General features: G+C 66.7%; 15 protein-coding genes. 2 read left to right on the top strand and 13 right to left on the bottom strand.

Features of this window, described 5'->3' with window-relative positions; genetic code table 11:
* Positions 1-38: 38 nt before the first annotated feature.
* The 6 genes from AC3WLC_RS10620 to epmA all read right to left on the bottom strand — a co-directional run bounded on the left by AC3WLC_RS10620 (position 39) and on the right by epmA (position 4,318).
* Positions 39-347 (bottom strand): DUF1330 domain-containing protein, encoded by a 309-nt coding sequence (locus AC3WLC_RS10620; RefSeq protein ID WP_493683892.1) that lies wholly within the window; start codon positions 345-347, stop codon positions 39-41.
* Between the two features lie 2 nt (positions 348-349).
* Complete coding sequence (locus tag AC3WLC_RS10615) at positions 350-637, bottom strand: DUF1330 domain-containing protein (protein WP_152016586.1); 288 nt, start codon at positions 635-637, stop codon at positions 350-352.
* Between the two features lie 35 nt (positions 638-672).
* Positions 673-1,380, bottom strand: a complete 708-nt coding sequence (gene pyrF, locus AC3WLC_RS10610; RefSeq protein ID WP_377005758.1) for an orotidine-5'-phosphate decarboxylase — start codon at positions 1,378-1,380, stop codon at positions 673-675.
* Positions 1,381-1,470: 90 nt separating this feature from the next.
* A complete protein-coding gene (locus AC3WLC_RS10605; RefSeq protein ID WP_493683891.1) occupies positions 1,471-2,151 on the bottom strand; it encodes a DsbA family oxidoreductase in 681 nt (226 codons plus the stop codon).
* Between the two features lie 41 nt (positions 2,152-2,192).
* A complete protein-coding gene (locus AC3WLC_RS10600; RefSeq protein ID WP_493683890.1) occupies positions 2,193-3,257 on the bottom strand; it encodes a lysine-2,3-aminomutase-like protein in 1,065 nt (354 codons plus the stop codon).
* A complete protein-coding gene (gene epmA, locus AC3WLC_RS10595; RefSeq protein WP_493683889.1) occupies positions 3,254-4,318 on the bottom strand; it encodes an EF-P lysine aminoacylase EpmA in 1,065 nt (354 codons plus the stop codon). The genes AC3WLC_RS10600 and epmA overlap by 4 nt, the downstream gene beginning before the upstream one ends.
* Positions 4,319-4,449: 131 nt before the next feature.
* On the opposite strand from epmA, the gene efp reads away from it, so the two are divergent.
* Together efp and AC3WLC_RS10585 are read left to right on the top strand one after the other, a co-directional pair.
* Positions 4,450-5,019, top strand: a complete 570-nt coding sequence (gene efp / locus AC3WLC_RS10590; RefSeq protein ID WP_326872901.1) for an elongation factor P — start codon at positions 4,450-4,452, stop codon at positions 5,017-5,019.
* Between the two features lie 92 nt (positions 5,020-5,111).
* Positions 5,112-5,630, top strand: coding sequence for a DUF1993 domain-containing protein (locus tag AC3WLC_RS10585; protein ID WP_493683888.1), 519 nt, complete (start codon positions 5,112-5,114; stop codon positions 5,628-5,630).
* Between the two features lie 130 nt (positions 5,631-5,760).
* Here AC3WLC_RS10585 and AC3WLC_RS10580 read toward each other — a convergent pair whose 3' ends face one another.
* The 7 genes from AC3WLC_RS10580 to rpoN form a co-directional block, all read right to left on the bottom strand.
* Entirely contained in the window at positions 5,761-7,218 is a 1,458-nt protein-coding gene (locus AC3WLC_RS10580; RefSeq protein ID WP_493683887.1) for a phospholipase D-like domain-containing protein, read from the bottom strand.
* Between the two features lie 352 nt (positions 7,219-7,570).
* Positions 7,571-8,236: an MBL fold metallo-hydrolase gene (locus tag AC3WLC_RS10575; RefSeq protein ID WP_493683886.1), complete on the bottom strand. Its 666-nt coding sequence runs from the start codon at positions 8,234-8,236 to the stop codon at positions 7,571-7,573.
* A gap of 32 nt (positions 8,237-8,268) precedes the next feature.
* Complete coding sequence (locus tag AC3WLC_RS10570; RefSeq protein ID WP_493683885.1) at positions 8,269-8,601, bottom strand: hypothetical protein; 333 nt, start codon at positions 8,599-8,601, stop codon at positions 8,269-8,271.
* Complete coding sequence (locus tag AC3WLC_RS10565; protein WP_493683884.1) at positions 8,598-10,214, bottom strand: fumarate hydratase; 1,617 nt, start codon at positions 10,212-10,214, stop codon at positions 8,598-8,600. The genes AC3WLC_RS10570 and AC3WLC_RS10565 overlap by 4 nt, the downstream gene beginning before the upstream one ends.
* A 135-nt stretch (positions 10,215-10,349) precedes the next feature.
* Entirely contained in the window at positions 10,350-10,811 is a 462-nt protein-coding gene (gene ptsN / locus AC3WLC_RS10560) for a PTS IIA-like nitrogen regulatory protein PtsN (protein ID WP_152016572.1), read from the bottom strand.
* 84 nt (positions 10,812-10,895) lie between these two features.
* On the bottom strand, positions 10,896-11,483 hold the full coding sequence (gene hpf / locus AC3WLC_RS10555) for a ribosome hibernation-promoting factor, HPF/YfiA family (protein ID WP_152016571.1): 588 nt from the start codon (positions 11,481-11,483) through the stop codon (positions 10,896-10,898).
* 188 nt (positions 11,484-11,671) lie between these two features.
* Complete coding sequence (gene rpoN, locus AC3WLC_RS10550; RefSeq protein ID WP_493683883.1) at positions 11,672-13,204, bottom strand: RNA polymerase factor sigma-54; 1,533 nt, start codon at positions 13,202-13,204, stop codon at positions 11,672-11,674.
* Positions 13,205-13,334 lie beyond the last annotated feature (130 nt).

Here is a 13,334-nt window from a genome sequence, read left to right as displayed (position 1 = left end):
CCATGACGGAAAAGGCTGTGTGTTTCCAAGCAGCTGGCTCAATCGCCCGGCTGCGCGCCCTCATAGCCCTCGATGATGACGAGATCGACCGGGCCGACCTTGGCGAGGTGCTGCACCGCCGCCTGGTATTCCGGCGATTCGTAGCAGGCGCGCGCCGTCTCGATGTCCTTGAACTCGATGACGACGTTGTGCTTGCGGCCCTCGCCGCGGGCGAGCTTGTACTCGCCGCCGCGGACGATGAACTTGGCGCCGTATTTGGCGAAGGCGATGGCGTTGAGCGAGCGGTAAGTGGCGTATTCCGACTCGCTCTGCACGTCGACGCGGGCGATCCAATAGCCTTTCGCCATGGTCACGCCCCCTCGACGGCGATCAGGTCGATCTCGCCGGCGCCTTCACGCAGCTTGCGCGCCTCGGCATATTCAGTCGAGAACAGATAGGCCTTGGCCGCCGCGTAATCGGGGAATTCGAGGACGACGTTGCGAGCCCGGCCCTCGCCCTCGCCGACCGACATCTGGCCGCCGCGCACCAGAGGCGTGCCGCCATATTGCCTGATCACCTCGGAGGCCTTGGCAGCGTAGACCGCCCATTGCGTCGCATTGGTCACCTTGGCGCGACCGATCACATATCCCTTGGGCATTGCCGTGTCCGTATCCGATGGAAAGGAGCGGCAGACTAAGCGGCGCCCGCGATCTCGTCCATGACCGCGGCCGCCGCTGCACGCGGGTCAGCCGCGCGGATGATGGGACGCCCGACGACGAGATGGTCGGCGCCGGCGCGGATCGCCTCGGCCGGGGTGAGCGTGCGCTTCTGGTCGCCGACGGCGCTGCCGGCCGGGCGGATGCCGGGCGTGACGATCACCATGTCCGGCCCGATGACGTCGCGCACCAACTCGGTCTCGGCGGCGGAGCAGACGATACCGTCGACGCCGGCGCTGCGGGCCTGCTGGGCGCGCAGGCGCACGAGATCGCGCACCGCGAGGCCGTAGCCGGCATCCTTGAGGTCGCCGTCGTCATAGGAGGTCAAAGCGGTGACGGCGAGCAGCTTCAGCGCCGCCTCGCCGCGGCCCTCGACCGCGCCGCGCATGGTCTGCGGATAGGCATGCACGGTGAGGAAGGTGACGCCGAGCTTGGTCAGCGATTCCACGCCCTCGGTGACGGTGTTGCCGATATCGTGCAGCTTGAGATCGAGGAAGACCTTCTTGCCCTCGGTCACCAGTTGGCGAGCGAGGTCGAGCCCGCCGGCGAAGGCGAGCCGGTAGCCGATCTTGTAGAAGCTCGCGCCGTCGCCGAGCGTCGAGACGATGCGATAGGCGTCCCAGACCGTCGGCACGTCGAGCGCGACGATCATGCGGTCCCGGAGATCGTTGATCTTCTGCGTCATCGCCCTGCCCTCCTCGCTGCCCGGCGGGGATGGCGCACGATTCGATCAGGAAGGCAAGCACTTCACCGTAAAGGCAGTGCGCCAAGCGTGTCAGCTCTCGTCGTCGTCACCCTGCTGCCGGCCCGCCAGCACCTGCGCGAACACCTGCGTCCAGACCTCCGGCGGCTGGGCGCCGGACACGGCGAGCTTGCCGTCGACGATGAAGAAGGGCACGCCGGTGACGCCGACCTTCTGGGCGTGGGCTTCCAGCCCGATGATGGTCTCGCGCAATTCATCATTGGCGAGTTCGTCGCGGGCCGCCTGCTCGTCGAAACCCTGCTCGACGGCGATCGCGACCAGCGTCTCGAGTTCGCCGATATCGCGCCCATCCTGCCAATAGGCCTTAAACAGCGCCGCGGTCATCTCGCCGCCGCGCTGCACGGTCGCGGCGGCCGCGACCAGCATATGCGCCATGCGGGTGTTGACGCTCTTCGTCACCTTCGCCCAGTTGAAGGTGACGCCGCTCTCCAGCGCTGCTTCGGACAAGCGCAGTTCGATCTCGCGGCGCTTGCCCGGGCCGAACTTGCCGTCGAGATAGGCGGTGCGGTCCATGCCGTCGGCCGGCATCTCCGGATTGAGCTCATAGGGCAGCCAGGTGATGGCGACGCGCTCGGTGAGATTGTGGTTGGCGAGCGCGGTCTCGAGCCGGGTCTTGCCGATGAAGCACCAGGGGCAGGCGATGTCGGAGACGATCGCGAGCGGCAGCTTGTCGGGCGCGGAGGGGGTCAGCATGGCCTTTTAATCCTTCGCGGAGCGCCGCGACGGGGCTTACGTCAGACCGGCGGATAGGCGTGGAGCTCGCCATGGCGATCCTCCGCGAAGCCTTGCGCGCCGGGCGTCTCGCAGCCCGAAAGGAAGGCGGGCCCGACCGGAATCTTGCCGGCCCCGCCTGGGATGTCGAGGATATAGGTCGGCTGGCACAGGCCCGAAAGGTTGCCGCGCAGGCTTTTGACGAGGGCCTGCCCTTCCGCCAGCGAGAGCCGGAACTGCGAGGTTCCCGGCGCGAGGTCGGGATGGTGCAGGTAATAGGGCTTCACCCGGTTCTCGACGAAGGCGCGCATCAGCGCCGACAAGGTCGCGACATCGGCGTTGACGCCCTTGAGCAGCACGCTCTGGCTGATCAGGACATGGCCGGCATCGGCGAGGCGCGCCAGCGCGGCCTGCGAGTCCGCGGTGAACTCGCGTGGATGGTTGGCGTGGACGGCGATATAGCTCGCCTTGCCGGGGATGCGCAGCGCGCGGGCATAGTCCTCGGTGATGCGCTCGGGCTGGACCATCGGCACGCGCGTATGCCAGCGCGCCACCTTGATATGGGCGATCGCGGCAAGACGCTTCGCCATCTCGCGCACGCGGCGGGCCGAGAGGATCAGCGGGTCGCCGCCGGTCATGATCACCTCCCAGATCTCCGGGCGGGAGGTGAGATAGGCGAGCGCGGCCTCGAGCTTGTCGCCGGTCAAGGCATCGCCGCCGGGGCCGACCATCTCGCGACGGAAGCAGAAGCGGCAATAGACCGGACAGGCATGGACCAGCTTGAGCAAAGCCCGGTCGGGATAGCGATGGACGACACCCTCGACCGGCGAATGCGCCTCGTCGCCGATCGGATCGGCGAGTTCCTCCGGCAGGGTCGTCAGCTCGGCCGGGGCGGGAATGAACTGGCGGGCGATCGGATCGGCTTCGTCGGCGGGGTCGATCAGCGCCGCGATCGCCGGCGTCACCGAGACGGCATAGCGCTTGGCGACCTCGGCCAGCGCCTCACGCCGTTCAGGCGCGACGAGGCCCCGCTCGACGAGGGCGTCGACCGTCCTGAGCGGCTGGCCGGGCGGCTGGTGGATCGTCATCGCCCTCCCCTGCCCGGTTCCGCGACCGGCGTCCAGAGCACATCCTCGACCCGGCGCGCCCCGGTGGCGAGCATGACGAGGCGATCGAAGCCGAGCGCAATGCCCGAGGCCTGGGGCATCACACTGAGCGCGGCGAGGAAATCCTCGTCGATCGGATAGCGCTCGCCATAGATGCGCTGCTTCTCGTCCATGTCGGCCTCGAAACGCCGGCGCTGCTCGGCCGGGTCGGTCAGTTCGCCGAAGGCGTTGGCGAGCTCGACGCCGCAGGCGTAGAGCTCGAAGCGCTCGGCGACGCGCCGATCGCCGGGCTTGGGCCGGGCCAGCGCCGCCTCCGAGATCGGATACTCGCACAGGATGGTGGCGCGGCCGCGGCCGAGCTCAGGCTCGACTTTTTCAGAGAGGATGCGGCTGAAGATGTCGGACCAGCTGTCGTCTTCGGCAACCCGGATGCCAGCTTCAGTGGCATCGGCTGCGAGCGCCGGACGATCAAGATAGAGGTCAGCCGCGATCGTGCGCTTGAGATCGATACCCACATGACGACGGAAGGCGTCCTGCACGGTTAGCCGCTCTGGTGCCGCAAACGGATCGGCCTCGGCGCCGCGCCAACGCAGCACGCTTGCCCCTGCCGCGCGTGCTGCCTCGGCCAGCAAGGCCGCGCAGTCATCCATCAGCGCCTCGTAATCCTCCCCGGCGCGATACCACTCCAGCATGGTGAATTCCGGATGGTGCAGCGCCGTGCGCTCGCGATTGCGGAAGACCCGAGCGAAATCGAACAGGCGCGGTTCGCCGGCCGCCAGCAGCTTCTTGGCAGCGAATTCCGGCGAGGTGTGCAGATAATAGGGATGGTGGGCGCCGGCATCGTCGATCAGCGTGGTGGCAAACCCGTGCAGATGCGTCTCGTTCCCCGGCGAGAGCTGCAGGATCGCCGCCTCGACCTCGATGAAGTCGCGCGCCTCGAACCAGCGTCGCAGCGCCGCCTTGATCCGCCCGCGCGCCAGCAGCGCCGGGCGCCGGTCGGCATGGATGTCCGTCCGCCAGAAGGGCGGGTAGGTCTGGCTCATTACATCTCTCTATAGAAAGCCGCGCAAACCGGCCTGCACGCTTCCGTTCGCGCCCCGAATGCGGTAGTGGCGCGGCACAGGATTTTGCATAGCGCGCGGACAGCGCCCGCGCCAGCCAAGGAAATAGTCACGTGGTCAAGGTCATCGCCTCTTCCGTCCGCAAGGGCAACGTCCTCGAAGTCGACGGGCATCTCTGCTCCGTGCTCTCGGCCGAGAGCTTCTTCCCGGGCAAGGGCACGCCGACGACGCAGATCGACATGCGCCGCATCGCCGACGGCGTGAAGGTCACGCAGCGCTACAAGACCACCGAGCAGGTCGAGCGCGCCTATGTCGAGGATCGCGACTTCACCTATCTGTACCAGGACGGCGCGCAGTACGTCTTCATGAACCCCGAGACCTACGACCAGCTCCCGGTCGATGGCGACGTGGTCGGCGACATGGCGCCCTATCTCCAGGAAGGCATGAAGGTCACGCTCTCGGTCTTCGACGATCGTGCCGTCGCGATCGAGCTGCCGCAGCGCGTCACGCTCGAAGTCGCCGAGACCGAGCCGGTGACCAAGGGCCAGACGGCCTCCTCTTCCTACAAGCCGGCGATCCTCTCCAACGGCGTGCGCAGCGCCGTTCCGCCGCATGTCGGCGTCGGCACCCGCATCGTGGTGATGACCGCCGACGGCTCCTATGTCGAGCGCGCCAAGGATTGACCTCGGCGCCCGCTGACAGCGGCGGCGAAGCCTTATATCGATGATGACAGCGGGCCCTTTTCCGGGCCCGTTTTCGTTGGTGAGGTTCCCCGATGCCGCTTTCCGCCTATGACGCCGTCTTTCCCGGTTTCATCCAGACCCTGAAGGCGCTCGACGCCATCCTCGACAAGGCCACGGCCGAAGCCTCCCAACGCAAAATCCAGGTGGAGGTGCTGCTCTCGAGCCGGCTCGCGCCGGACATGCTCTCCTTCACCCGGCAGATCCAGCTGATGTCGGATTTCGCCAAGAATGCCGCAGCCCGGGTGAGCGGAGCGGAGAATCCGCGCTTCCCCGACGAGGAGAAGAGCTTCGAGGAGCTCAAGGCGCGGATCGCCAGGACGCTCGACTTCATCGCCTCGATCGACAAGGCGGCGCTCGATGCCGGGCTCGACAAGGACGTGACCTTCCCGCGCGGCCCCTCTGCCACCGTGACGATGAAGGGCGCCGACTACCTTACGCGCTTCGCTTTGCCGAACTTCTATTTCCACGCCACGACGGCCTACGACATCCTGCGCGAGAACGGCTTCCAGATCGGCAAGCAGGACTTTTTGAAGGGCGTGTTCGAGGCGTGAAGCCTACAGCGTCATGCTCGCCCTTGTGGCGAGCATCCACGTCTTGAACACCGCATCTGTCGAAGGAAGACGTGGATGGTCGGGACAAGCCCGACCATGACGGCTCGGCCCGCCCACAAGTCCGCCGGCCTCACAAATACGGCGAGCAGAGCCAGAGCATCCGGTCGAGCAGGCGCAAGGGGAAGGGCCGTGCCCGCAGCTCCTTCAACGTGACCGGATGCGCTCCGACGATCGCGGCATCGATGCGCTCCTCGATGCCGCGGGCAAAGCCTTCGTCGAGCACTTCGAGATCGATCTCGAAGTTCAGCCTGAGCGAGCGGGCATCGAGATTGGACGAGCCGACATAGGCCCAGGTTCCATCGATCGCCAGCAGCTTGGAATGGTCGAAGGAGCCGGTCGCGCGCCAGATCTTGCAGCCATCCTTCAGCACCTGGTCGAACTGCGCCCGCATGGCACGATCGACCAGGACGAGATTGTTGACGTCGGGCACGACGATGTCGATGGCGACGCCCCGCCGGGCCGCCGTGACCAGCGCGCTGATCAGTTCGCGATCCGGCAGGAAATAAGGCGACATGATCCGGATCGACTCGCGCGCCACCGAGAAGGCGCCGATCAGCAGCTTGTGGTTGGTCTCCAGGCTGGCATCGGGCCCCGAAGCGACAGCGCGCATCAGCACGGTCGGGCCTTGCGCCGCAGCGCGGGGCGTAATCGCCCAGGTCTCGCCGGCGAGTTCCTCGCGCGAGGCGAAGCGCCAATCCTCGGCGGCGACACCGAACAGGTCCTCGACGACCGGGCCCTCGACACGGAAATGCGTATCATGCGCGGCGGCCTCGCCGGCGAACTCGGTGGTGAAGCCCTGGCGGATGTTCATGCCGCCGGCGAAGGCGATGCGCCCGTCGACGATCAGCAGCTTGCGGTGGGTGCGCAGGTTCGCATAGGGCAGCCGGAGGCCGATGATGATGTTGCCATTGAAGACATCGACCGGCACGCCGCCTTTCTGCAGGTAGCCGACGATGCTCGGCACCGAATAGCGCGCGCCGACGGCATCGATCAGCACGCGGACTGCGACGCCGCGCTGGACGGCCGCGATCAACGCATCGGCGACGCGCAGGCCGAGGGGATCGCGGTCGAAGATATAGGTCTCCAGGATGATCGAGCGCTCGGCCGCCGCGATCGCCGCGATCATCGCGGCATAGGCCTCGTCGCCGGTCCTCAGCACCGTGATGGCGTTGCCGGTCTTGAGATGGCGCCGCGTCGCCTTGTCGCCCAGCGTCTTCAGCGCGGCGAAGCGGCGCCCGACATCGCCGGCGACCTCGGCATCGGAGACCTCGAAGGTCTGCGCCTTGGAAAAGGCACCGAATCCGTGCCGGCGCTGCGATACGATCGAGGCGCGGCGGATGCGGTTGATGCCGCCGACCGCATAGATCAATGGCCCGATGATCGGCGAGAGCACGATGACGCCGACCCAGCCGATGGCGGCGCGGACCTCGTCCTTGGTCATCGCGGCATGGCTGGCGGCGACCACGGTCAGCGCCAGCGAGACGAAGCCGAGGATATGCGGCCAATAGGCGGAGAGAATCTCCCACATGCCCGCGACTATCGCATGGGACACGAAACCGGCAATGCGATCAGCCGCTTATCGAGACGCGCCGAGTTTCATGGCGGGCCCCCCTTGCAATCGCAGGATCATAATCCCATATCCTGGTCACGCGGATGTCGAGGGCGTTCCACAGCCCTCCGTCCCGTTGAAGACGGCCATGAGCCCCAAGGTAGCGACGCCGGATGTACGCGCGCCCTTCCGGACATGGCCGTTGGCGTTTCTGGAGCCTTCAACGTCATGCTCGGGCCTGACCCGAGCATCTCAGTCCGAAAGAGGCTTCCCACCCTCTCGTCCAGAGTTTCTCGGGTCTGCGCTTCGCTCCGCCCGAGAATGACGCCTCCTAATGCGAATTCCCCTGCAGGAACGGATTGGTCCTGCGCTCCTCGCCGAGCGTGCTCGCGGGCCCATGGCCGGCCAGGAACTGGACGTCATCGCCAAGCGGCAGCAGCTTGCCCTTGATCCCGGAGATCAGGTCCTTGTGGTTGCCATAGGGGAAATCCGTGCGGCCGACCGAGCCGGCGAAGACGGTGTCGCCGGCGAGCAGGAAGCGCAGATCCTTCTGGAACAGCGTGACGTGGCCGGGCGTATGCCCCGGCACATGCTGGACGGCGAATTCGATATCGCCGACCGAGACGCTGTCGCCCTCGGCGAGCCAACGCGTCGGCGTCACCGCCTGCACGCCGCGCATCTCGAACATCAGCCCCTGCTGCGGCAGGGCGTCGAGCAGGAACTTGTCGGCCTCGTGCGGGCCGATGATCGGCAGGTTCAAGACGCCAGCGAGCTCGGTCGCGCCGCCGGCATGGTCGATATGGCCATGGGTCAGCCAGATCGCGACCGGCGTGACGCCGAGCTCCTTCAGCGCGCCGCGGATGCGCTCGACATCGCCGCCGGGATCGACGATCGCGGCTTCCTTGGTGCGCGTGCACCAGACGATCGAGCAGTTCTGCTGGAACGGCGTCACCGGCACGACGGCGATGCCGAGCGGGCTTTCTGTCTGGTCGGTCATCACACGCCTTTCGTCAGGAGAGCCGGAGCTGTCTATCGGCGCCCGCAGCGATTGGCGAGCAGCACGCGGTAGTCGGCGAGCGACTGGTCCATCTGGGCGACGTTCTCCTCGCGCTGCCGACCGGTCTGGCACGTCGCGAAGACAGAGCGCGCCTTCTGCATGAAGGTCACGTGATCACGCCAGGCGGCGCATTGCGTCGCCTGGTCGGCCGTGGCCACCTGCTGCATCTTGTATTGGCGCTGGCGCATCGCCGCTTCGTTCTGGAACAGGTCGCGCGTGCACGTCGCCGGAACGGGACGCGGCTGTGCCAAAGCGAGAGCAGGAGCCAGGGTCAGCAGGACGGCGACGGCAGCGCGAGCGATCATCCGAGGTTCAGCTCCTTGAAGAAGTCGTTGCCCTTGTCGTCGATGACGATGAAGGCCGGGAAATCCTCGACCTCGATGCGCCAGACCGCCTCCATGCCGAGCTCGGGATATTCGAGCAGCTCGACCTTGCGGATGCAGTCCTGGGCGAGGCGCGCCGCCGGGCCGCCGATCGAACCGAGATAGAAGCCGCCATGGGCCTTGCAGGCCTCGCGGACCTGGGCCGAGCGGTTGCCCTTGGCCAGCATCACCATCGAGCCGCCGAAGGACTGGAACTGGTCGACGAAGGAATCCATGCGGCCGGCCGTGGTCGGGCCGAAGGAACCGGACGCGAAGCCCTCAGGCGTCTTGGCCGGGCCGGCATAATAGACCGGGTGGTTCTTCAGATAATCCGGCATGCCCTGGCCGTTCTCCAGCCGCTCGCGGATCTTGGCATGGGCCGAGTCGCGCGCGACGATGATCGTCCCCGTCAGCGAGAGCCGGGTCTTCACCGGGTATTGCGTCAATGTGGCGAGAATCTCGCTCATCGCCCGGTTGAGGTCGACCTTGACGACGTCGCCGCCGAGCTTGGCCTCGTCGATCTCGGGCAGATACTTCGACGGATCGGTCTCCAGCGCCTCCAGGAAGATGCCGTCCCTGGTGATCTTGCCCTTGGCCTGGCGGTCGGCCGAGCAGGAGACGCCGAGGCCGATCGGCAGCGAGGCGCCATGGCGCGGCAGGCGGATGACGCGCACATCATGGCAGAAATACTTGCCGCCGAACTGCGCGCCGACGCCGAGCGCCTGCGTCAGCTTGTGGACCTCCTCCTCCATCTCGAGATCGCGGAAGGCGTGGCCGGAGGGCGATCCCTTGGTCGGTAGCGCATCGAGGTACTTGGTCGAGGCGAGCTTGACCGTCTTGAGGTTCTGCTCGGCCGAGGTGCCACCGATGACGATGGCGAGGTGATAGGGCGGGCAAGCCGCCGTGCCGAGCGTCAGGATCTTCTCCTTCAGGAACGCCATCATCCGGTCCTTGGTCAGGAGCGAGGGCGTCGCCTGGAAGAGGAAGGTCTTGTTGGCCGAGCCGCCGCCCTTGGCGACGAACAGGAATTTGTAGGCGTCCTCGCCCTCGGCATAGATGTCGATCTGCGCCGGCAGGTTGGTCGCGGTGTTCTTCTCCTCGAACATGGAGAGCGGCGCGACCTGGGAATAGCGCAGATTGCGCTTGAGATAGGCGTCGTAGACGCCCTCGCCGAGGGCCGCTTCGTCCTCGCCATCGGTCCAGACCTTGCGGCCCTTCTTGCCCATGATGATCGCCGTGCCGGTGTCCTGGCACATCGGCAGCACGCCGCCGGCGGCGATGCCGGCGTTCTTGAGCAGGTCATAGGCGACGAAACGGTCGTTCGAGGTCGCCTCGGGGTCGTCGAGGATCTTGGCGAGCTGGGCGAGATGGCCCGGGCGCAGCAGATGGTTGATGTCGATGAAGGCCTGCTCGGAGAGCCGCTTGATCGCCTCGCGCGAGACGCTCAGGACCTCGCGGCCGCCGACCGTCTCGACGCTGACGCCGTCGCTGCCGAGCGAACGGTAGGGTGTCTTGTCCTCGCCGAGGGGGAAGAGATCGACATGGGTATAGGCCATCGGCGGCACTCCGCGGTTCGATGGCGCCGCGCACGGCGCCTCACAGCTTCGGCCGCGTCATAGCCGCTCGGGGCAAGGCCTCCAAGCCTAGACTGTCATCATTCAAAGGAAGACGCCGCCTGGTGCGGCCTGCCTTCAGGCCGCCTTGGCAGCCGTCTCCGCCAGGATGGCGTAAATGGCGGCCGGGTCATGCGCATGGCGCACCTGCTCCAGCACCGCCTGGTTGCGCAGCACGCGGGCGACGCGGGCCAGCGCCTTGAGATGATCGGCCCCCGCCCCTTCCGGCGCGATCAGTACGAAGATGATGTCGACCGGCTGGCCGTCCAGCGCCTCGAAATCGATCGCCTTCTCGGCGCGGGCGAACAGGCCGACGAGACGATCGATGCCGGCCATGCGGCCGTGCGGGATGGCGATACCGTCGCCGATGCCGGTCGAGCCCAGGCGCTCGCGCTGGAGCAGGGCTTCGAACAGTTCGCGCTCGGGCAGGCCGGTGAGCACGGCAGCGTGCTGCGCCAGCTCCTGCAGGGCCTGCTTCTTGGAGTTGGCGCGCAACGGCGAGATCACCGCATCGGGCCGGAGAAGATCGGTCAGCGTCATAGGCCAATCCATGCATGTCCCGTGCCGGAACGCGGGCGCCACCGGCATCCCGGCCGGCACCCGAATCCCATCAGCGGCGGGACTTCAAGAAAGAGAAGCCGGCGGATCGATCCAGCCGATATTGCCGTCGCGGCGGCGGTATACGACGTTCATGCGGCCATTGCCAGCATGGCGGAAGATAACCACAGGCGCGCCGGTCAGATCGAGCTCGGCGACCGCGTCGCCAACCGTCATCTGGTGCAGGGATTTGGTCGATTCGGCCACGATCACCGGGTTCTCGCCAGCATGATCCGCCTCGTGCTCCTCGATATCCTCATCGGGAGCGGCGATCACATAACTGGGGATTTCCAGAGCGGGCTCACGCCCATTGGCGGCAGCGGCGCGATCCTTCAGCCGTCGCTTGTAGCGGCGCAGGCGCTTCTCGATGCGCTCGGCCATCTTGTCGAGGCTGGCATAGGGATCATGCGCAGTGGCCGAGGCTTCGAGGGTGATGCCGGAAGAAAGATGCAGGACGCCGTCGGTCTTGAAGGCCGTGCCATCCTTGCCGACGGTGACGTGGCCCTGATAGCCGCCCTCATAGTACTTGCCCAGCGCTGCGGCGACCCTGGCTTCGGCCTGGCCGCGGAGGGCCTCGCCGACATCGAGATTCTTGCCGGAGATTCGCAAGCTCATGGAGTGCTTCCCCTTCTTGTCGCCATGGTCAGTAGCCGACCATCCTGAGGAGGTAAGAACGCCCTCATGGGGTTGTCAATGTGCGGACCCGCGCAGTTGCACGGGCAGCAGGGCGAAGCTGCGAGCGGCTCATGAGGTGACGCGCATGTTGTGCTGCAGCGCAAACTCGCCCTCGCGAAGCGCGCGGGTCAGCGTCCGGCGTGCGCCATCGCCGCCTTCTCGCGGCGGCGTTCCATCGAAGAGGGAATACGCAGCGATTCCCGATATTTCGCCACGGTACGGCGGGCGATGTCGATACCGCTTTCCTTCAGCCTGGTGACGATGGCGTCGTCCGAGAGCACGTCCTTCGGCGGCTCGTCATCGATCATCTGCTTGATGCGGTGACGCACCGCTTCGGCCGAATGCGCCTCGCCATAACCGGTCGCCGCGATAGCGGCGGAGAAAAAGTATTTCATCTCGAAGACCCCGCGCGAGCAGGCGAGGTACTTGTTCGAGGTGACGCGCGATACCGTCGATTCGTGCATCCCGATCGCGTCGGCGACGGTCTTGAGGTTGAGCGGACGCAGATGCTCGACGCCATGGGCGAAGAAGCCGTCCTGCTGGCGCACGATCTCGCTGGCGACCTTGAGGATGGTGCGGGCGCGCTGCTCGAGCGAGCGGGTCAGCCAGTTCGCCGTCTGCAGGCATTCGGCGATGAAGGCCTTCTCGGTATCGCTGCGGGCCGCCTTCGAGACGCGAGCATGATAGGTCTGATTGACCAAGACGCGCGGCAAGGTGTCGGGGTTGAGGTCGACCAGCCAGGAGCCGTCCGGCGCGGCACGGATGAAGACATCCGGCACCACGGTCTCGGCCGCCGAGCCGCCGAAGGCGCGCCCTGGCTTGGGATCGAGCCGCCGGATCTCGGCGACCATGTCGGCGATGTCCTCGTCGTCGACGCCGCAGATGCGGCGGAGGGCGGCATAGTCGCGCTTGGCGAGCAGCGGCAGATTGGCAACGAGCGCCTGCATGGCGGGATCATAGCGATTGCGATCGCGCAGCTGGATCGCCAGGCACTCGCCGACATCGCGCGCGGCAATGCCGCTGGGGTCGAACGCCTGGACGATGGCGAGGACCTTCTCCACCCGCGGGAGATCGACGCCGAGGCGCTCGGCGATGTCGGCCAGCGGCTCGGTCAGGTAGCCGGAATCGTCGACGCCATCGATGATGTGGCTACCGATCAACCGCTCGGCCGGCGCGGTGACGGCAAGGTCGAGCTGGGCGCTGAGATGCTCATGCAGCGAGAGCTCGCTGGTCAGCCCGTTCTCAAAGCTGTCGGGCCCATCCTCGAAGGAGCCGCCGGAACCGCCATAGGCGCCGCCGATGATCGGCAGGCTATCGGTGCCCTGCGCCTCCAGCCGCGCCGCCTTGGGCTGCTCGTTCTGGAAGACGTTGTCGAGCCCGGTGCCGAGCCTGCCCTCGATGCCTTCCTGGGTGTTGAGGCTCTCGGCGCGGGCATAGGTCTCCGCATCGGCGGCGTGCGGGCTTTCGCCGGCGCCATTGGCCATGGCCGGCTCCGGAGCCTCGTCGCTGCGCTCGAGCAGCGGATTGCGCTCCAGCTCGCCCTCGACGAAGCTCTGCAATTCGAGATGGGAGAGCTGGAGCAGCTTGATCGCCTGCAGCAATTGCGGCGTCATCACCAGGGACTGGCCCTGGCGCAGCTCCATGCGTGGCATCATCGCCATCGCGATCCCGACTCCTTAGCCTGCGGCAATTCGGCACGGTTCTTGCCTGTGGAACAGACTAACCGCCGACCGCTGCCGCGTCAAAGCCCCGAGCGGGCTTTTGCGCCGGGAAGTTAATGCACTGCAACAC

The sequence above is a fragment of the Allobosea sp. GW821-FHT03A12 genome, assembly GCF_058986765.1.
This window is presented reverse-complemented; position numbering and strand designations above follow the sequence as displayed.